Below are 18,225 nucleotides of genomic sequence, written 5' to 3' on the forward strand. Positions count from 1 at the left end.
GCTCAGGCGGCCCGGTTGCGGTACTCCACGTACGCCGCGGCGGTGATCCGCCATTCGCGGGAGCCCGGCCGTTTCACGGCTTTGAGGCGCCCGGTCCGGCATGCCTGCCGGACGGCTTTCGGAGTGACTCCGAGCCGGGCCGCTACCTCGCTCGGTGTCATCTCCAACGATCCCGGATCACCGTCCTGACCGGCGAATACAGGTGCGTCGGCGCACCCGTACTCCTCCACCAGGTAGTGGATGATGAGTAGGTCCCGGTGGATCGCGGGCCGGTTGCGGTACTGGCGGCGGAGCCGGCGGAGAATCGTGAACGTCTCCGCGCTGATCCCTGGGGCGTCGGTCACTTGTCGCCCTCCCCCAGCAGTGCGAGGAACTCTCGGTAAGTGAGGGCGCGGGTCTGATCCTGCAGGGCGTTCGCGATCGTCTCGACCGCCCGTAGGCGGGTGCTCACGGCGAGAACCTTGTCGACGGCAAGGACCGTCTCCCAGAGGTCTATGCCGGGGGTTCGCTCAACGATGTCGGCAGCCTTGAGCAGGTCCCGGCATCCCGTGCTGGTGAGGACGTCCACGACGGGCCGCCCCTCAATCGCCGATTGCACGACCGGGCCAGCCATCAGGACATACACCATGGCTAGTCGGCCGGGCGTGCGGACGCCGTACACGTGGCCGTTCGTGCCAGCCTTCTTCCCCCGTGGCCGCAGGGTGATGTAGCGGAAGTGACCGCGGACCATGTGGCACATGACGGCGTGTCCGGCCTCATGCCATGCGGTTGCCATGCGGCTCATGTGGAGGACTCCGGGGGCTCGGCGACCCATGGGTGGACCTCATAGCGTGGTGAAGGCTTACGGCCGCGGCGGCCGGAGGTGTCCGGCGGCGGGAGCATGGCTATCCAGCCGTGCTCCTCCAGGTCCTCAAGAACCGACCACATGGCGTCCATGTCTTCGGCCCACTTGCGGCCCTTGAGCGCCTGCCAGACCTCCCGCGCGGTGAAGTCCGCGCCCGGCTTGCTGCGCTGACGGAGCCACGCTAGGACGTCCTGCAGCGGCTTGAGACGTCCGGCGTGGTTCTGGCCCATCAGGTCGAACACGGCCCGTGCGTGCGCGATGAAGTACGGCGCCATCGCCAGCACATCGGCGATGCGTTCCGCGGTGATCTCGCGGGCGAGCGGCTCCTCATAGAGCGTCAAGCACGCGGCGAGGCGGATGAGCTGCCCGCGGAACTTGCCCGCCCAGTCGGCGATGTCGTGGAGGTCCCCGCCCGGCATCCTGCGCTTGGCGAAGTCGTCGTAGTACTGGCCGAACATCTGCAGCGCTTCCGGCGTCAGCGTGAGCGCGTGCGGCTCATGGTCGGGGTAAACCGAGGTGATCAGCCTTCGGATCCGCCGGTCGTACTCGTTGCAGACCTCGATGGGGATGTCAGGTGCGCTGAACGAGTCGACGCCGCAGGCTGCGGGCAGGGCGTACAGATACCGGCCCAAGAGACCGTTCTCGCGGAACTCGGGGTTCTTCTTCTCGATGCCGGCGAGGACCCCGGGTTGCACGATGAGCCCCACGGACAGGAACGTCGTGGGCATGTGCGCCGCGGGGCGGCCCGTCCGGTCGATGGTGTACGGGCCGCCGCTGAACGCCTCGAGCAACAGGTCGGTGTTGGCCTTGCCGTTGTTGCCGTACAAACCCGCCGCGACCTTGAGGAGCCCGCCCTCGGAGGCGAGAAGACCGATGCGGCCGCCCTGCTCGTACATCACCTTGGCGATGGCCTCAAGGGTCGCGTCACGGATCAGCAGCCGGGGAAGGTGGGGCGCCTCCCCCAGTTCCAGAAGCTTGTCTCGGGCGGCTTCCGCATCCGCGATGGCGTTGTCCGGCTTGTCACCGGCGGCCTTCTGCTCAGCCTTCGCCATACGCGCCTGGGTGATGCGGATCTCCTGAGCCTTCTTCTCCACCTCCGGCCGGGCCGCCTCCATGAGATGGCCCTCGACGTCGCGGAGCGTCTCCGCGGCGAGGTTCAGCGCCGGCGTCTTCTTCTCGGAGGAGTCAGCTAGGGCAGCCATGTACAGCGCCAACGACTCCGACCAACTCGGCTTCACCCGCACGTACCGGCGCCCGCCCGTGCACATGGAGATGGTGGCGAGGCACGCGAACGCAATGAGATCCGGCGGAGTCTGCAGGGCAGCAGCGCCCGCCTCCACGAACGGCGCCAGCTTGCCGAGCCGCTCCACGGGAAACGCGGGGAGCGGCGCGACCTCGACGGGGATCGGATCGTCCCACTCCTCAGAACGCGTCCCAGAAATCCCAGAATTAGCCGCAGCGGCGCCCTCCTGGCTGTCACTGGCCATTCTGGGATTTGTGGGATGCGTTTCGGCGGGGACCAGGTCCGCGACCGCATGACCGGCGTTGATGTGGTCGGTAGCGTCCTTGCCTTCCGCAGCCTCGACGACCCGGACGGTCCGGGCGACGTGGGCGAGGGCTGCAGACACCTTCGCAGCGTGCTGGCGTCCCTGGTCGTCGCGGTCCTGGACGATGGTGACGTCCGCGCCCTTGAAGAAGTCGCTGTACTCCGCACGCCACCCGCCGCCCACGCCACCCGGGTTGCACGTGGCGGTGACGCCGTGGCGGGCGAGGGTGTCGGCGTCCTTCTCGCCCTCGACGATGAACACCGGGTTCCCGGCCGCGACGGCCGCGACGAGTTCGGGGAGCCGGTACGGCACCCGGCGGGTGTCGCCGAGCTTCCACCGCCACCCGTGCTTCGCGGTCGCGTCGGGGATGCGCACCGGGAACTGCTTCCCGGCCGTGCGGAGCACCTGGTACAGCAGTACGCCGTGCTCGTCGACGTAGTCATAGACGGTGGTCGCGGGCCCGTGGGGCGTCCACTCGCCGGCGCCCTGGTCGTCTTCACGCGGGTGGCACAGGTCAGGCCACGTGAACCCGAGAGCGGCGATGACATCGTTCGGGTGGCAACCGGCCTTGCAGTCCAGAAGGACGGGTTGCCGGTCCCCGATCCGGATGGACAGGGACGGGTTGCGGTCGTCGTGCGCGGGGCACTGCGCCGACCAGTAGCCGCCGCGGGGCAGGACGGTGAAGTCCTGCGCCTGCAGCGCATCGAGGAGCCGGTCAACCGGCCGGTCGCTCACGCGGCACCCTCCGGCGGCTCGGAGTTCCCGCCAAAGATCGGGAACAGGTGGTAGGTCCGTCCGCAGCACGAACGGACACGCGGCGGCGCCGTCCGGGTGCCGTAGAACTGGTGGGGGCGCTGGCACCTGGGGCAGACCTCGAGGACGACCAGCCAGCGGGTGCGGCGCGCGTCCGGCTGGTATGCGACGACCGGGACCGGCATGTCGGCTACGCTGGTCGTCGTCCTGGTCGAGGACTTCTGTGGGCGGCTCTCCGTGTCGGGCGGGGGGCCGCTTCGCTTTCCGGTGGTCACGATGCCGCCGCCTCCCCCGCTTCGGCTGCAGGCTGCGCCTGGGCGGCGCGTTTGCGGCGCGCGACGGCCGACTTGAAGGCGAGCCTGGCGAAGTAGGCGCGGCGGGCGTTCGCGGCCCGCTTCTCGCGCTCGGCGGGGTCGAGCGTGTTGTCGGGGTCAACCTCGCGGTAGAACCGCAACTCGAACGCAGCCCGGCCGGCGGCCGTCTCCTCGCTGCGGTCGCCGGTCTTCGCCCACTTGCTGTGGGCCGCCATGGTGGCGCGGAGCGAGCGTTCTTCTGGCGTCAGGGCCATGGGGGGACCTCTCCCATATGGCCCAGCGCAACGCGGGGATCATGTCAGCATGGCGCTCGGGCGCGGCGCGCCCTCCTACTCACCTGGCTTGTTTGCAACCTGGCGAGCCCTGCCCGTAATCTGACAGCGCTGGGTACCCACACGCGAGTAGGGCCCAGCATGATCCCAGCGCTGAGCTGGGTATTTGGTTGGTTGGGCCCGGTAGAGCGGCTAGTTTGGCGACTACGCTCTGTCGGGCCTGACTTGTTTTCTAGCACCTCCAAACGGGCTACGCAATTCAAGCACAGCGCTCTCAGAGCAAACCATGATCAACTATCCGTATGCGGATATGCATAACGAGAAGAAAAGACTGGCTAGGACTGACTCTAGGAATCAATCAGACGCGATCAGACACGCTCCGACCTGCGTCTTTGATAGGCGGCGAGCCATTCCGAGATTCTCCGAGAATCCGGGGGCGGGGTGCCGCGAACCATCCAGGACGCCCGGCTCAGCCAAGGTTTCCATGCATCCCGCGTGCGACCGCACCGACCGCCCTGTTCGACTACAAGTCGTAGTTGAAAAGGCCCTGCGTCACAGGCGGTCCCCCCTCTTGAGTCGCCGCGCCGCCTTGTGCGCGCGCTCGACGGCGGCTGACGCGCCATAGACGCCGATCATCGTGTCCGAGGACCAGCCCATCAGACGCATGAGGTCGCGTTCCTGTCCGCCCTGGACGAGCCAGTCATGTGCTGCTGTATGGCGGAACCGGTGCGCGTGGAGCCCCTCGACGCCCGCCTGCTCGGCACGGCCGCGGAGCATGTTGTCCACGCCCCACGTGGAATAGGGGCCGCGCTGCCCCAGCCACAGCCCGTCAGCGTCGGCATGCTCATGCCGGCGGCGGAGCCGTAGGTACCGGTCGAGAGAGCGGGCGGTCTTCGCGCCGAACGGGACGACGCGAACCTTGCCGCCCTTCCCGACGACCCGCAGTACCTCTTGGTCGAGGTCGACGTCATCGACGGTTAGTCCGGCGAGCTCGCTGATGCGTAGTCCGCAGTCGAACAGCACACGGAGGATCGCCTCGTCCCGCCGGCCCCGGAACGTCTTGGGGTCGCACGTCTTGAACAGCGCCAGGACGTCCTTGTCGGTCAGGACCGGGACCGGTTTGGGTTGAGGCTTCGGCTGCTCCAGCGTCGCGAACGGGTTGCCCTCGATCTCCTCTTCGGCGATGAGCCATCGCACGAACCGACGCATGGAGCGATACCGCGTCAAGATCGTGTTCTCCGACTGGCCCTCATCGGCGAGGTGCGCGAACCAGTCCGCGAGGTTCTCCTTGGTGAGCGCGTCGACGGTGGCAGGGGTGCCCTTGGAGGCGAGCCACTCAGAGAAGAACCGGACAGCTTGCCCGTAGATCTCGATCGTGCGTGGCGCCTTCTGTGCCGCACGTAGGTCCCGCGCGAACGACGCGAAGAGACCGTCCAGGGGTTCAGTCACGGGGGTAGGTTATCTGGCGAACCTGCGTTATGCTAGTCCCCGTGTGGAGCTACTCCGCAGTGTTTTCCCTGGTAGAGGCGGCTTTCCGGCTCGGTTGAACCCGCTTCGGCTCGCCCGGCATCTTCGGGTAGTTGGGCGGGTACGGCATGTCGCCGAGGCCGTGGTCGCGCTCGTCGCGGTCGGCCAGCTCCAGCAGCCTGTCCAGGGAGAACGCCTCGTCGTCGATCGACGCGTGCAGGTCGCCGACCTTCGCGAACCGCTCCGGCATGGTGGCGATCGTGAAGTCGCGCGGGTCGACGTCGGCCAGCTCGTCCCAGGTCACCGGCGCCGAGACGGGCGCGTGCGGGGCCGGCCGGACGCTGTAGGCCGACGCGATCGTCCGGTCGCGGGCGTTCTGGTTGAAGTCGATGAAGATCTGCTCGCCCCGCTCCTCCTTCCACCACCGGGTGGTGACCTCGTCGGGGACGCGGCGCTCCACCTCGCGGCCGAACGCCAGCGCCGCCCGGCGCACCTCGGTGAACGTCCAGCGCGGCTCGATCCGCACGTAGATGTGCACGCCGCCCTTGCCGGAGGTCTTCACGAACCCCGTCATGCCCAGCTCGGACAGCAGGTCGCGGGCCGGGCCGAGCGCGACCCGCACGGCGTCGGAGAAGTCGGTCCCGGGCTGGGGGTCGAGGTCGATGCGCAGCTCGTCCGGGTGGTCGACGTCGCCGTCGCGGACGGGCCACGGGTGGAACGTCAGCGTGCCGAGGTTCGCCGCCCAGGCGATCACCGCGACCTCGGTCGGCCGTACCTCGTCGGCGAACCGGCCGCTGGGGAAGGCGATCCGGGACGTCCGCACCCAGTCGGGCGCGCCCTTGGGCACGCGCTTCTGGTAGAACGCGTCGGACCTGCCCGCGCCGAAGCCCGCCTGGCCGCGCGCGTAGTCCTCCCGGGTGGCCATCTTCGCGCCCTCGAAGACGCCGGCCGGCCAGCGCTCCAGCGTGGTGGGCCGGTCGCGGGTGGCCCGCAGGATGCCCTCCCCCACGGCGATGTAGTACTCCACGAGCTGCCGCTTGGTGTAGCCGTGCTCGGGGAAGTAGACCTTGTCGGGATTGGTCACCTTGACGAGCCGATCCCCTACCGGGATCTCGATGAAGGGCGAGGCCATGACTGCACGTTAACCCAGGGATACGACAGTCTCCGGGAGCGGCCTCTCCGGGTACCTTCGAAGCATGGAGAAGATCCGCAAGAGCGAGGAAGAGTGGCGGGCCCGGCTCAGCCCCGAGGAGTTCCACGTGCTCCGCGAGGCGGGCACCGAGAAGCCCTTCACCGGCGAGTACACCGACACCAAGACCGTCGGCGTCTACCGTTGCCGCGCCTGCGGGACGGAGCTGTTCCGGTCGGAGACCAAGTTCGAGAGCCACTGCGGCTGGCCGTCGTTCTACGCGCCGTCCGACTCCGACGCGGTCACCCTGATCGAGGACCGCTCGCTCGGCATGGTGCGGACCGAGGTGCGCTGCGCCGCCTGCGACTCCCACCTCGGCCACGTGTTCCACGGTGAGGGCTACGCCACCCCGACCGACGACCGGTACTGCATCAACTCGGTGTCGCTCACGCTCGAACCCGCCGAATGACCGCAACCGCGGGCACGCTCCGCGCGTCCTAAGGACGACGACGCGCCCGCGGGAGGCCATCATGGGCGAGCACGGTCCCTACGAGAGCGAGCACGGTCCCTACGAGATCGCGTTCCTGACCGGAGGCGCCGTCCGGGTCGCCCAGACGGCCCTGGTCGCCCTGCACGAGGGGCGGCGCGTCCGCGTGTCCCGGGGGACGCACCGGGTGCAGGCCGTGAACCGGGAGGCGGACGACGCGGTCCAGGCCGCGCTCCTGGCGCTCGTCCCCGGCACGGGCATCCTGCTGGGGGACCTCCTCCAGGGGGCCGCCGCGTCGGAGGAGGTCCGCGCCATCGGGGACGCGCTCAAGGAGGCGGGACTGGTCCGGGGCGGCCTGCGCGGCGCGCTCCGCCCCACCCGAGCCGGCCGGGCGGCGCGGAACCGGGCCGTCGAGGACGTCCCGCCGGACGGCCCGGGACGCTGCGCCGCCCTGGGCCCGGACGGCGTCGAGGACGCCAGGCTCCGCGAGATCCTGCTGACCAGGGACCCGAAGCCGCTGAAACTGGACCAGGGCCGCAGGCAAGGCCACCAGAACCTGGAATCCAGCAACCTCTCGGACAACCAGTACGGCCTCTGACCGGGCCGATACGGGCCCCAGCCGGGCCTAGGGGGTGTCGGGGACCTTGCAGTCGTCGGAGTCGCTCTGCTTGTTGGCGAGGACGACGCTGCCGTTGTCGCTGCTCTTGCCGTGCACGAACACGCGCGGCTCGTCATCGCCGCCGTCCTTGAGGTAGCCGACCGTCCACTCGCAGAGAGAGACGGCGGACTTGGAGTTCTCGTCGTCCTCGCCGAGGTCGGTGTAGACCCGGACGAACGTCCCGCTGCGCCGCACGTCCTTGACATGCTTGACGATCTCGCCGCCCGGGTCCTTGGACCGCAGGTACGGCAGGGCCTCGGAGGAGAGGTCGTCGGGATCGCCGGAGTCGCCGGCCGCGGCGAGGGTCGCTCCGGCGGAGGACGGCGCGGACCGGGCCGTGTGCGCGGCGGCGGCCGCCCTCGGCGCGGTGCCGGAGCCGCCGCCGGTCAGCGCCACCGCGGCGAGCAAGGCCACGACCGCCAGCGACGCGCCGCCCGCGCCCACCGCGACGAGGCGGCGCCGCCTGGACGCCGCCGCGAGCATCCGGTTCCAGCGGGCGGACAGCTCGGACGGCGGCTTGGCGTGCCGCCCGCGGGAGGCACCGGCGGGAGTCTCGTTCACGGGCGGCACTTTACTGGCGTTGCGTCCGGATTCTGGGCGGATCCTGGGATCTATACGTTCCCGTCGGGCAAGATCCCCAATGTTCCGGTTACGGGAGGTTCGCTATGAGTTCGGCCAGGGGCTTGCGGCGGCCGGTGTAGAACGGGATCTCCTCCCGGGTGTGCAGCCGGGCGCGCGCGCCGCGCAGGTGCCGCATGAGGTCGACGATGCGGTGCAGCTCGTCGGCCTCGAACGCGAGCATCCACTCGTAGTCGCCGAGCGCGAACGCCGACACCGTGTTGGCGCGGACGTCGGGGTAGTCGCGCGCCATCTTGCCGTGCTCGGCGAGCATGGCGCGGCGCTCCTCGTCCGGCAGCAGGTACCACTCGTAGGACCGGACGAACGGGTACACGCACACGTACGCGCGCGGCTCCTCGTCGGCCAGGAACGCCGGGATGTGGCTCTTGTTGAACTCCGCGGGGCGGTGCAGCGCCATCTGCGACCACACCGGCTCGCTGGCGCGGCCGACGGCGGTGCGGCGGAACCGCGTGTAGACCTCCTGGAGGTCGTCGGAGCTGGGCGCGTGCCACCAGAACATGTAGTCGGCGTCCGCGCGCAGGCCCGCCACGTCGTAGGAGCCGCGGGTGGTGACGTCCTTCTCGGCCATCTGGTCGAGCAGGTCCCGCACCTCGGCGGCGTCCTGCTCGCCGAGCGTGCCGGTGTCGCGCACCCGGAACACCGACCACATGGTGTAGCGGATGACGTTATTGAGTTCGCGCGCCTTCGGCCTGGCCGCCGGCTCCGTCCCTGACATCGTTCGTTCCTCCTCGACTGCGCAGATGGTCCAGCACCCGGTCGGCCGCCGCGTTCGCCGAGGCGATGCAGGCGGGGATCCCCAGGCCGTCGTAGGCGGCGCCCGCGACGGCGAGCCCCGGTTGGCGGGCGACCGCGGCGCGGACCCCGGCCACGCGGTCGGCGTGGCCCACGTTGTACTGCGGCAGGCCGCCGCCCCAGCGGGTCACCCGGCTGTCGACGGGCAGCTCGGTGACGCCGGAGGTGGCGGCCAGTTCCGCCATCGCGGCGGCCTTCAGCTCCTCGTCGGGCCTCTGGAGCACGTGCTCCTCGCCGAACCGCCCGATGGAGCACCGGACGGCGATGAGGCCCGGGTCGCGGTCGCGCAGATGCGGCCATTTTACCGAGCTGAAGGTGACGGCCTTGACGCCCCGGCCGCCCGCCTCGGTGTCGCTCTCCACGCCGGGGACGAGGTATCCGCTGCCGTCCAGGGGCTTGGGGAACGCGGTGGCCTGGTAGGCGAGGGTGACGATCGCCATGCTCGCGGACTCGATGCCCGCCAGCGCGCGCCCGGCGGCAGGCACCTCGTCGGCCAGCAGCCGGGACGCGGGCGCCGCGGGCACCGCGATCACGACGGCGTCGGCGTCGAGGAGTTCGGGGTCGCGGGCCGAGCCGACGGTGAGCCGCCAGCCGGCGGGACGGCGCCGCAGCTCGCGGACGGTGGCGTTCACGCGGACCGTCCCGCCGGCCGCCTCGACGTCGGCGGCGATCAGCGACGGCAGCGAGCCGAGCCCGCCGGTCAGGGTGGCGAACACCGGACCGGCGTCCTTCGGCGCGGTCTCCCGGATGCCCTGGACGGCGTTGATCAGCGAGCGGTGGGCGCGCGCGGCGGCGGCCACGGCGGGCAGCGTGGAGTCGAACGACAGCAGCTCGGCGCGTCCCGCGTAGACGCCGCCGAGCAGCGGCTCGACGAGCCGGTCGACGACCTCGCGGCCCATCCGGGCGCCGATGTAGTCGGCCACCGAGACGTCGTCGCCGCGCTGGGTCTCGGGCATCACCAGGTCGAGCGGGACGCGGGCCAGCCCGGCCGGGGACAGCACCTGCGAGGCGGCGAGCGCCTTCATGTCGGACGGGACGCCCATCACCTGCCCGGACGGGATGGGGCGGAGCGCGCCGCGGCTGAGGATCGCCGAGGAGGTCGTGCCGGGGTTCACCAGGTCGTCGCCGCGGTCGAGGGCGCGGACGAGCGCGAGGCCCTCGGGGCGGCGGGCCAGCATGGACTCGGCGCCCTCGTCCACCGGGATCCCGGCGATGTCGCTGACCCGGAGCTTGCCGCCGATCAGAGGGGAGCCCTCCAGCACGGTCACGCGGACGCCGGCGTGGGCGAGCGCGCGCGCGGCGGTCAGGCCCGCGATGCCGCCGCCGACCACGACGGCGTGGGAGGCGGGTCGAGACGGGGTCATGCGTCCAGCCTTCCAGACGCCCCGCGGAACCGCGCACCGGGGCGCCCGCAGCACGGCCCGGTTTCTATCCGGGAGTGACAAGATCTTCAGACCTTGCCAGTGAATACTGGCAAGCATGAAGATCTGGAGAGTCCCGCTCGCCGCCGCCGCGGCGGTGGTCCTGGCCGCCGGCCTGACCGCCTCCGCGTCCGCCGCGACCCGCGGCGACTTCAAGCCCGTGTCCCTGCCCTTCTTCTGGCCGGAGAACGGCATCACGGACGTCGACGCCGCCTCGCCCGACAGCGTCTGGATCACCGGGTACCAGGGGGCGATCACCCTCCCCGGACCGATCCCCGGGATGGGCACGCAGATTCCCGGCAACCCGGTCGTGCGCCGCTGGCAGAACGGCGACTGGGTGGAGTACGACCTGCTGAACCTGCCGAACCACGCCTCGATCCAGGACGTCGACGCGGTCGCCCCCGAAGACGTGTGGATCAAGGGCGTCAGGTACGGCGACGACAAGACGACGTCCCCCTACCTGGGGCACTTCGGCGGCTCGGCGTTCAACGAGGTGCCGCTGCCTCCGGGAGCCGGCGGCGCCGGGACGCTGCAGGCCGGCGCGTCCGGCGTCTGGTACAGCACCCTGACCGACGTGTACCGCTGGACCGGCGACATCTGGACGGACAAGTGGACGCACGTCACCACCTTCCCGGACATCAGCCTCGACACGGGCTACATCCGGGCCGACGATGACATCTGGCGCCTCGGCACCACCTCCGAGTGGAGCACGACGTTCGTGGCGCAGCACTGGGACGGTCGGTCCTGGAAGAGCGTCCCCATGAACACCGACGGCCTCGGCGTGGGGTTCGGCTTCGCCGACATGGTCGCCCTCTCCCCCACCGACGCCTGGGCCGCCGGCACCGACAACCACACGTCGCCCGCCACGCCCGTCCTGATGCACTGGGACGGAACAGCCTGGTCGAAGGCCGCCGTCCCGGCCGGGCTCAACGGGCTGACCAGGATCATCAAGGGCGTGGACGGGGACCTGTGGGCCCTCGGGCACACGCTCGACGAGCCCGCCAAGCCCGGCCTGCTCCACTACAGCGGCGGGACGTGGTCGCGGGTGCCGACCAGCGCCGTCCCGAACCGGACCAACATCAACGCGACGCAACTCGCGGTCGTCCCCGGCACCGGCGCCCTCTGGACGCTCGGCACCACCACCGTCGGCACCGTCAACACCGGCGTGATGGTCCTCTCCGACCGCTGACGCGCCCCTGGGACGGATGCGCCGGGGCACGGCCGCGCGGGGACGGCCGTGACCCCGGTGTGCCCCCGCCGTGGCCGGATCGCGACGCGGCCGCCGGAACGGTGATCTGCACCACTCCGTCCAAACCTCATGCTGAACGTCAGGAGCGTCAGGCAGGTCCCGTACGCGCTGATCGTCCTTCTGCTGGCCGGGGTGCTGGGCGGGACGCTCGCGGCGTGCGGCGGCAGCGGACCGTCGTCCGATTCGTCGGAGCGGAGCGCGGCGCGCGGCGTCCCCGCCCCGGCGGCCACGCCGGGCGGTGTCGAAGCCCAGCGAAAGGGGGCGTCCGGCACGTCCGGGTCCGGCACGTCCGGGTCCGGCGCGCGCGGGGGCGCGGCGGCGCAGCCGCAGCCGCTGCCGCCGGCGGGCCGCGCCGTCGTCTACACCGCGACGATGCGGATCCGGGCCAAGGACGTGGACGCGTCCGCGACCAGGGCCAAGCAGCTGGTGAGCGCGGCGGGCGGGTACGTCGAGCACGAGTCCGGGTCGAGCGACCCGCCCGGCTCGACGATCACGCTGAAGATCCCGTCCGACCGGTACGCCGGCGTGCTGGACCAGCTGTCCCGGCGGCTCGGCACCAAGCTGTCGGTGTCCCAGCAGGCCGACGACGTGACCGGCGAGGTCGCCGACGTCGACAGCCGGGTGCGGTCCGCGAAGGCCGCGCTGGCGTCGTTCCGCAAGCTGCTCGACAAGGCCACGACGGTCGGCGAGATCATCGACGTCGAGCAGGAGATCGCCTCGCGCGAGGCCGACCTGGAGTCGCTGCAGGCCCGCCAGAAGGCACTGAGCCAGAGCACGCAGTACGCGACGGTCACCGTCACGCTGGAGGCGGCGGCGACGCCCGCGCGGCACCACGGCGACCGAGGCGGGTTCGTCGGCGCGCTCGGCGACGGCTGGCACGCGTTCACCGGATTCCTCGGCGGCGTCGCCGTCGTGTTCGGCTGGCTGCTGCCGTTCCTGGTAGCCGCCGCGATCATCGTCGCGCCGATCGTGGCCTACCGGAACCGGCGCCGGAGCCGCGGGCCGGCGGAACCGGACACCGGCGGAGGCCGCGAGGAGCGGCCCGTCGCGGTCGGGACCGGCGGCGCGAGCGGCGCCAGCGGCCCGGATGACCCCGCCGGCGAGCCGGTCCGGCCGGAGACGCCGCCCGCCGAATGAGAGGCGCCGCCCGCCGAATGAGAGGCGCCGCCCGCCGAATGAGAGGCGCCGCCCGCCGAATCAAAGGCGGGGGCGCGGGTCAGTGCTCGGAGCCCGCCTCGTGGACCAGGTCGACGAGGCGGGTCAGCACGTCGGGGTCCGTCGACGGCAGCACGCCGTGGCCGAGGTTGAAGACGTGGCCCTCGGCCGTCCGGCCCCGGGCCAGCACGTCCAGCGCGCGCCGCTCGACCGTCTCCCACGGCGCGAACAGCACCGCCGGGTCGAGGTTGCCCTGCAGCGCCTTGCCCGGCTCGACGCGGCGGACCGCCTCGTCCAGCGGGACGCGCCAGTCGACCCCGACCACGTCCGCGCCGGCCTCGCCCATCAGCCCGAGCAGCTCGCCGGTGCCGACGCCGAAGTGGATGCGCGGGACGCCGAGCGGCTCGATCTCGGCGAAGATCCGGCTGGTGTGCGGCAGCACCGAGACGCGGTAGTCCTCCGGCGCGACCGAGCCGACCCAGGAGTCGAACACCTGGATCGCGCTCGCGCCCGCGGCGATCTGCACCTTCAGGAACGCGATCGTGAGGTCGGCGAGCCTGCCCATGAGCCGGTCCCACAGCTCGGGCTCGCCGTACATCATGGCCTTGGTGCGCTCCTGGTTCTTCGACGGCCCGCCCTCGATCAGGTAGGACGCCAGCGTGAACGGGCCGCCCGCGAAGCCGATCAGCGGCGTGGCCCCGAGCTCCCCGACCAGCCCCCCGACGGCCTCGGTGACGTAGGGCACGTCATCGGGCTCCAGCGGGCGCAGCGCGTCCAGGCCCGCCGCGTCCCGGATCGGGTCGGCGATCACCGGGCCGACGCCGGGCTTGATGTCGAGGTCGATCCCGATCGCCTTCAGCGGCACCACGATGTCGCTGAAGAAGATCGCCGCGTCCACGCCGTACCGCCGCACCGGCTGCAACGTGATCTCCACGATCATGTCCGGGCGGGCGCACGACTCCAGCATCGGCACGCCCTCGCGGAGCCGCAGATACTCTGGCAGCGCGCGGCCCGCCTGGCGCATGAACCACACCGGGGTGCGCGGCACGGGACGGCGGCGGCACGCGAGCAGGAACGGGCTCTCCGCGAGCGGACCCGGATCGGCGGGCGGGTTCGCGGCGGCGTCGTTGGGGCGGGCGGCGTCAGCGGTCACGTTGTGAATGGTCCCACGAGAGCGCGTTCCCGGCGCACCGGGGTGACGACGAGGCGGCGGCGGTGAGCCACGAAGTTCCGGACACGCCGAGCGAAGTCCCGCATTCTGTCACCGGCGCGTGCGAACGTGATGCGTGTCATAGCCGAGGGAGGTTCCCCCTTGCACTGCTCCACCTGCGGTGATGAGCGTGAGTTCGAGCAGCCGCCGTGTCCCGACGGGCACGGCGCGGAGTGCCCCGAGCGGGTCTGCGTCGACTGCGGAGCGGCCGTCCTGGTCGACCCGCCGCTGACGTCCCCCGACCCCGCGCACGCGCCTCCCGGCCGGCCCGCCGCGTCCCCCGCGGGCCCGGCGGTCCAGGCGTCCCCCGGCGGGACGGGCCCCAGACGCGCCGGCTCCTCGCCGGCCGCATCCGCGCGGGCCGTGGCCTGAACGCCGCGGCCCCCGAGACGAAACCCACTGTGCTGTGCCTGCATCCCCTCCGTACCCTCCGGTCGCGCGCGGCGGCGTCCCGTCCCGGCACCACCGACACGAGTCCCGCCCCCGCACCCAGGCCGGTCCGCCCATGAACCCTCCCGCCTTCCAGCGGGCCCTCGACACCCTGCGCGAGATCCTCGACGGGCCGGGCCCGCGGCCCGAGCTCGACCTGGAGGACATGCCCGCCCCGCAGAGCCTGGCCCCGTACGCCGCGGCCCTGTCCGGGTCGGTCTACCGCGACGACGACACCGAGGTCGCGATGGGCCGGCTGATCGTCCTCTACGACCCCGACGGCGCCAAGGGCTGGACGAACGGCTTCCGGATCGTCGCCTACATCCGCGCCGACCTCGAACCCGACATCGCCGCCGACGAGCTGATCGGCTCCGTCGCCTGGGACTGGCTGCTCGAGGCGCTCGAGCCGGCCGGCTACGCGGGCGTCTCCGGGACGATCACCCGCGCGGTGTCGGAGAGCTTCGGCGACAAGCGCGACGAGCCGTCCACGACCGAGCTGGAGCTGCGCGCCTCCTGGTCCCCGACCGGCGACGACCTGGCCGGGCACGTCGCGGCCTGGTGCGAGGTGATGTGCACCACCGCGGGCCTGCCCCCGGCGGGCGTCTCCGCGCTCCCGGACCGGCCCGGCGGCGCGGGCCCCTGAGCCCGCGGGGCCGGCCGCGGAGCGTCCCTTCCGCGGAGGCACCGGCCCCGGCGGCACCGGCCGGCGCGACCGGGGGTCGTCCCTCCTCGGGAGGTCCTGAGAGCGACGTACGGTAGGGGACGTGAGCACAGCGTCCGGAACCGAGGCGGCGGGGGAGAACACGGGAAAAGTGGGAGTGTCCGAAACGCGTGCCACCGGTCCCGACCGGGACTCCGGTGGCGAGGAGCCCGCCGCACGGCCGGCGGGCGCGAAGAAGGCGGGCAAGGCGGTGCCCGCGGAGCCCGGCACGGCGGAGGAGCAGACCGGCACGGGCGACACGCCCGGCGCGGTACCGCCGGGTCCCGCGCCCGGCGCGACGGTGCCCGGCGGCGGCGCGGCCGGCGCCACGGCGGCCGGCGTGGCCACCGCGGCGGGCAACGGCGCCGGTGAGAAGGCCGCCGGTGAGAAGGCCGCCGGTGAGCAGGCGGCCGAGGACGCGGCCGGCGACGAGCGGCCCCCGGCCGTGCTGCTGCTGGAGCCGCGCGAGGGCGTCCCCCCGGTCGTGGTCGACGCCGCCGAGCTGGAACGCGTCATCGCCGCGTTCGCCGCGGGCACCGGCCCGGTCGCCGTCGACGCCGAGCGGGCGTCCGGCTACCGGTACGGGCAGCGCGCCTACCTGATCCAGCTGCGCCGCGCGGGCGCCGGCACCGCGCTGATCGACCCGATCGCCTGCCCCGACCTCACCGGCCTGAACGCGGCGCTCGCCGACACCGAGATGGTGCTGCACGCCGCCAACCAGGACCTGCCGTGCCTGGCGGAGGTCGGCCTCGTCCCGAAGCGGCTGTTCGACACCGAGCTCGCGGGGCGGCTGCTCGGCTACCCGCGCGTCGGCCTCGGCTCCATGGTCGAGAACGTGCTGGGCTTCCTCCTGGAGAAGGGCCACTCCGCCGCCGACTGGTCCACCCGCCCCCTCCCCGAGGACTGGCTGCGCTACGCGGCGCTGGACGTCGAGCTGCTGGTGGAGCTGCGCGACGCGCTGGAGGCCGAGCTGCGCGACGCCGGGAAGCTGGAGTGGGCGCTGGAGGAGTTCGAGGCGATCCTGACCACGCCGCCGAAGCCGCCGCGCCCCGACCCGTGGCGCCGCACCTCCGGCATCCACCGCGTGCGCAACCGGCGCGCGCTGGCGACCGTCCGCGAGGTGTGGGAGGCCCGCGACAAGATCGCGCGCGAGCGGGACCTGTCCCCCGGCCGGGTGCTGCAGGACGCGGCGATCGTCGAGCTGGCGCTGAACCCGCCGAAGACCCCCGCCGAGCTTCAGTCGCTGCCCACCATGCGGGGGCGCGGCGCCCGCCGGCACCAGTCGGCGTGGCTGCGCGCGGTGTCGCGGGCCCGCGCGGTGCCCGACCGGCAGCTGCCCGAGGCGAACCTGCCCGGCGACGGGCCGCCGCCCGCGCACCGCTGGGCCGACCGCGACCCCGAGGCCGCCAAGCGGCTGACCGCCGCCCGCGCCGTCGTCGCCGCGCTCGCCGACGAGCACTCGATGCCGTCGGAGAACCTGATCCAGCCCGACTTCGTCCGGCGGCTCGCGTGGTCGCCGCCGGAGGAGCCGTCGGCGTCGGCGATCGGCGCCGCGCTGCGCGGGCTGGGCGCGCGCCGCTGGCAGGTCGAGCTGACGGCGCAGCCGATCGCGCGCGCGTTCCTCCGGCTCGACTTCCCCGCGCCGTGATCCGGGCGGATCGCGGCCGGGTTCACCGCGCGGGCGGTGCCCTCATCCGCATGTGAGGCACGTCTCGTCGGATGAGGTGACGCGATCGGGTCTTGCGGGGGGCGCCGCGGAGGCACACACTGGCTTAGGTTAGCTTTGCCTAAACCACTCGTGTCTCTGGAGGAGGTCAGCGATGCTCCTGGGCAACTTCCTCATCGGTATGCGGGAGGGGCTGGAGGCCGCCCTGGTCGTCAGCATCCTCATCGCCTATCTGGTGAAGACCGGCAACCGCCGGGCCCTCGTTCCCGTCTGGACGGGCATCGCGATCGCGGTCGCGCTCGCCGTCGGGTTCGGCATCGCGCTCACCGCGGCGTCCTCGGAGATGCAGTTCAAGACCCAGGAGCTGTTCGGCGGCGTGCTGTCGATCGTCGCGGTGTGCCTGGTCACCTGGATGGTCTTCTGGATGCGCAAGACCGCCCGGTTCATGAAGTCGGAGCTGGAGGGCAGGCTCGAAGGGGCGCTGAACGTCGGGCCGCTCGCGCTCGCCGCCGTCGCGCTGCTGTCGGTCGGCCGCGAGGGCATCGAGACCGTGCTGTTCCTCTGGACGAACATCCAGAGCTCGTCCGGCGGCTCCACCCAGCCGATCATCGGCGCGGCCCTCGGCCTGGTCGTCGCGATCGTGCTCGGCTACCTGCTCTACCGCGGCGGCCTCAAGATCAACCTGGGCCGGTTCTTCACCTGGACGGGCGGCGCGCTGATCGTCGTCGCGGCGGGCGTGTTCGGCTACGGCTTCCACGACCTGCAGGAGGCCGACGTGCTGCCCGGCCTGAACGCGGTCGCGCTCGAACCGCACGTGTTCTTCGACAAGCTCGGCACCCCCGGCGACTGGCTGCAGACCGTCCTGCAGGGCGTGCTGAACGTCACCCCGCAGATCACCTGGCTTCAGCTGGTCATGTGGGCGGCGTACCTGGTGCCGGTGATGGCGCTGTTCCTGCGCAAGACCGGCCCGAGCCGGCCGACCCCCGCCCCGAAGAAGGCCGTCGAGCCCGCCCCGAGCTCCTGACCGGCCCGAACCCGTGACGGCCGTCGGCCCGGCCGGCGCCGGACCTCCAGCCGGCGCCGGCCGGGCCGGCCCCGGCTAGAGGTCCGGCAGCGGGTCGCGGGGCAGGGTGTCGCGGGCGAAGACCTCGCTGTCGGCGGCGTTGACGACCGGGACGTACTCGTCGTCCACCTCGAACGCGGCGCCGCCGAACTCGAAGGACGCGCCCGCGCCGGTCTCCACCGGGCCGATCCGGGTGCCGCGCGGGTAGGCGCCCCAGATGCTCTTCGGCGTGCTGCGCCCCAGCGGACCGGTGGAGATCACGGCGACCTGGTCGTCGGTGACGACGAAGATGAACCCCGCTCCGCCGCCGTAGGACCTCGCGGGGAAGATGTAGCGGATCTGGCCGTCGGTACCGAGGAACTCGCGGCAACGCTCGCGCAGCGGACGTGGCACGGGCATGGCTGTGCGGGCACCTCCCGGGGAGGACGTC

General features: G+C 72.2%; 20 protein-coding genes. 8 read left to right on the forward strand and 12 right to left on the reverse strand.

The genetic code is table 11. From position 1 onward, the window contains the following. Positions 1 to 2: 2 nt before the first annotated feature. The 7 genes from amrb99_RS53205 to amrb99_RS18540 all read right to left on the reverse strand — a co-directional run bounded on the left by amrb99_RS53205 (position 3) and on the right by amrb99_RS18540 (position 6,329). The gene (locus amrb99_RS53205; protein WP_190857381.1) at positions 3 to 344 is read right to left on the reverse strand and encodes a helix-turn-helix domain-containing protein; all 342 of its coding nucleotides are present in this window, start codon (positions 342 to 344) and stop codon (positions 3 to 5) included. Then, positions 341 to 784, reverse strand: coding sequence for a M50 family metallopeptidase (locus amrb99_RS18515; RefSeq protein ID WP_190857384.1), 444 nt, complete (start codon positions 782 to 784; stop codon positions 341 to 343). The genes amrb99_RS53205 and amrb99_RS18515 overlap by 4 nt, the downstream gene beginning before the upstream one ends. Next, positions 781 to 3,126: a YfjI family protein gene (locus tag amrb99_RS51185; protein WP_206700000.1), complete on the reverse strand. Its 2,346-nt coding sequence runs from the start codon at positions 3,124 to 3,126 to the stop codon at positions 781 to 783. The genes amrb99_RS18515 and amrb99_RS51185 overlap by 4 nt, the downstream gene beginning before the upstream one ends. Beyond that, the gene (locus amrb99_RS18525) at positions 3,123 to 3,329 is read right to left on the reverse strand and encodes a hypothetical protein (RefSeq protein WP_190857387.1); all 207 of its coding nucleotides are present in this window, start codon (positions 3,327 to 3,329) and stop codon (positions 3,123 to 3,125) included. The genes amrb99_RS51185 and amrb99_RS18525 overlap by 4 nt, the downstream gene beginning before the upstream one ends. Positions 3,330 to 3,415: 86 nt before the next feature. Further along, positions 3,416 to 3,712 (reverse strand): hypothetical protein, encoded by a 297-nt coding sequence (locus amrb99_RS18530; protein ID WP_206700001.1) that lies wholly within the window; start codon positions 3,710 to 3,712, stop codon positions 3,416 to 3,418. Between the two features lie 570 nt (positions 3,713 to 4,282). Then, positions 4,283 to 5,179, reverse strand: a complete 897-nt coding sequence (locus amrb99_RS18535) for a tyrosine-type recombinase/integrase (protein ID WP_190857395.1) — start codon at positions 5,177 to 5,179, stop codon at positions 4,283 to 4,285. 49 nt (positions 5,180 to 5,228) lie between these two features. Beyond that, entirely contained in the window at positions 5,229 to 6,329 is a 1,101-nt protein-coding gene (locus amrb99_RS18540; RefSeq protein ID WP_190857397.1) for a DNA polymerase domain-containing protein, read from the reverse strand. A 64-nt stretch (positions 6,330 to 6,393) separates the two neighbouring features. Here amrb99_RS18540 and msrB point away from each other — a divergent pair, with 64 nt between their 5' ends. Both msrB and amrb99_RS18550 read left to right on the forward strand, forming a co-directional pair. Then, the gene (msrB, locus tag amrb99_RS18545) at positions 6,394 to 6,795 is read left to right on the forward strand and encodes a peptide-methionine (R)-S-oxide reductase MsrB (RefSeq protein WP_190857399.1); all 402 of its coding nucleotides are present in this window, start codon (positions 6,394 to 6,396) and stop codon (positions 6,793 to 6,795) included. Continuing rightward, positions 6,719 to 7,411, forward strand: a complete 693-nt coding sequence (locus amrb99_RS18550; RefSeq protein WP_347256735.1) for a TIGR04222 domain-containing membrane protein — start codon at positions 6,719 to 6,721, stop codon at positions 7,409 to 7,411. Before msrB ends, amrb99_RS18550 begins: the two co-directional genes overlap by 77 nt. A 27-nt stretch (positions 7,412 to 7,438) precedes the next feature. Here the strand turns inward: amrb99_RS18550 and amrb99_RS18555 are convergent, their stop codons facing one another. The 3 genes from amrb99_RS18555 to hemG all read right to left on the reverse strand — a co-directional run bounded on the left by amrb99_RS18555 (position 7,439) and on the right by hemG (position 10,266). After that, on the reverse strand, positions 7,439 to 8,032 hold the full coding sequence (locus amrb99_RS18555) for a hypothetical protein (RefSeq protein WP_190857404.1): 594 nt from the start codon (positions 8,030 to 8,032) through the stop codon (positions 7,439 to 7,441). 88 nt (positions 8,033 to 8,120) lie between these two features. Continuing rightward, positions 8,121 to 8,825: a hydrogen peroxide-dependent heme synthase gene (gene hemQ, locus amrb99_RS18560; protein ID WP_190857406.1), complete on the reverse strand. Its 705-nt coding sequence runs from the start codon at positions 8,823 to 8,825 to the stop codon at positions 8,121 to 8,123. Further along, positions 8,776 to 10,266 carry a protoporphyrinogen oxidase gene (gene hemG, locus amrb99_RS18565; RefSeq protein WP_190857408.1) on the reverse strand — a complete coding sequence of 497 codons (1,491 nt, stop codon included), beginning with the start codon at positions 10,264 to 10,266 and terminating at the stop codon, positions 8,776 to 8,778. Before hemG ends, hemQ begins: the two co-directional genes overlap by 50 nt. Before the next feature lie 115 nt (positions 10,267 to 10,381). Between hemG and amrb99_RS18570 the strand changes: the two genes are divergently transcribed. Continuing rightward, entirely contained in the window at positions 10,382 to 11,512 is a 1,131-nt protein-coding gene (locus amrb99_RS18570; RefSeq protein WP_190857410.1) for a hypothetical protein, read from the forward strand. 129 nt (positions 11,513 to 11,641) lie between these two features. Then, complete coding sequence (locus amrb99_RS18575; protein WP_190857412.1) at positions 11,642 to 12,709, forward strand: DUF4349 domain-containing protein; 1,068 nt, start codon at positions 11,642 to 11,644, stop codon at positions 12,707 to 12,709. A 79-nt stretch (positions 12,710 to 12,788) separates the two neighbouring features. On the opposite strand, the gene hemE is transcribed toward amrb99_RS18575, so the two are convergent. Then, the gene (hemE, locus tag amrb99_RS18580; RefSeq protein ID WP_194736967.1) at positions 12,789 to 13,799 is read right to left on the reverse strand and encodes a uroporphyrinogen decarboxylase; all 1,011 of its coding nucleotides are present in this window, start codon (positions 13,797 to 13,799) and stop codon (positions 12,789 to 12,791) included. Positions 13,800 to 14,039: 240 nt separating this feature from the next. On the opposite strand from hemE, the gene amrb99_RS18585 reads away from it, so the two are divergent. From amrb99_RS18585 to efeU, 4 genes are all read left to right on the forward strand, one after another. Continuing rightward, positions 14,040 to 14,309 carry a hypothetical protein gene (locus amrb99_RS18585; protein ID WP_190857415.1) on the forward strand — a complete coding sequence of 90 codons (270 nt, stop codon included), beginning with the start codon at positions 14,040 to 14,042 and terminating at the stop codon, positions 14,307 to 14,309. A gap of 133 nt (positions 14,310 to 14,442) precedes the next feature. Then, a complete protein-coding gene (locus amrb99_RS18590; protein WP_190857417.1) occupies positions 14,443 to 15,009 on the forward strand; it encodes a DUF3000 domain-containing protein in 567 nt (188 codons plus the stop codon). A gap of 502 nt (positions 15,010 to 15,511) precedes the next feature. Further along, a complete protein-coding gene (locus tag amrb99_RS18595) occupies positions 15,512 to 16,714 on the forward strand; it encodes an HRDC domain-containing protein (protein ID WP_190857580.1) in 1,203 nt (400 codons plus the stop codon). A 172-nt stretch (positions 16,715 to 16,886) separates the two neighbouring features. After that, the gene (gene efeU / locus amrb99_RS18600) at positions 16,887 to 17,756 is read left to right on the forward strand and encodes an iron uptake transporter permease EfeU (RefSeq protein WP_190857419.1); all 870 of its coding nucleotides are present in this window, start codon (positions 16,887 to 16,889) and stop codon (positions 17,754 to 17,756) included. Positions 17,757 to 17,831: 75 nt separating this feature from the next. Here efeU and amrb99_RS18605 read toward each other — a convergent pair whose 3' ends face one another. After that, positions 17,832 to 18,194 carry a hypothetical protein gene (locus tag amrb99_RS18605; protein ID WP_190857421.1) on the reverse strand — a complete coding sequence of 121 codons (363 nt, stop codon included), beginning with the start codon at positions 18,192 to 18,194 and terminating at the stop codon, positions 17,832 to 17,834. Between the last annotated feature and the right edge of the window lie 31 nt (positions 18,195 to 18,225).

Source organism: Actinomadura sp. RB99 (assembly GCF_014706005.1).
Lineage (GTDB): Bacteria > Actinomycetota > Actinomycetes > Streptosporangiales > Streptosporangiaceae > Spirillospora.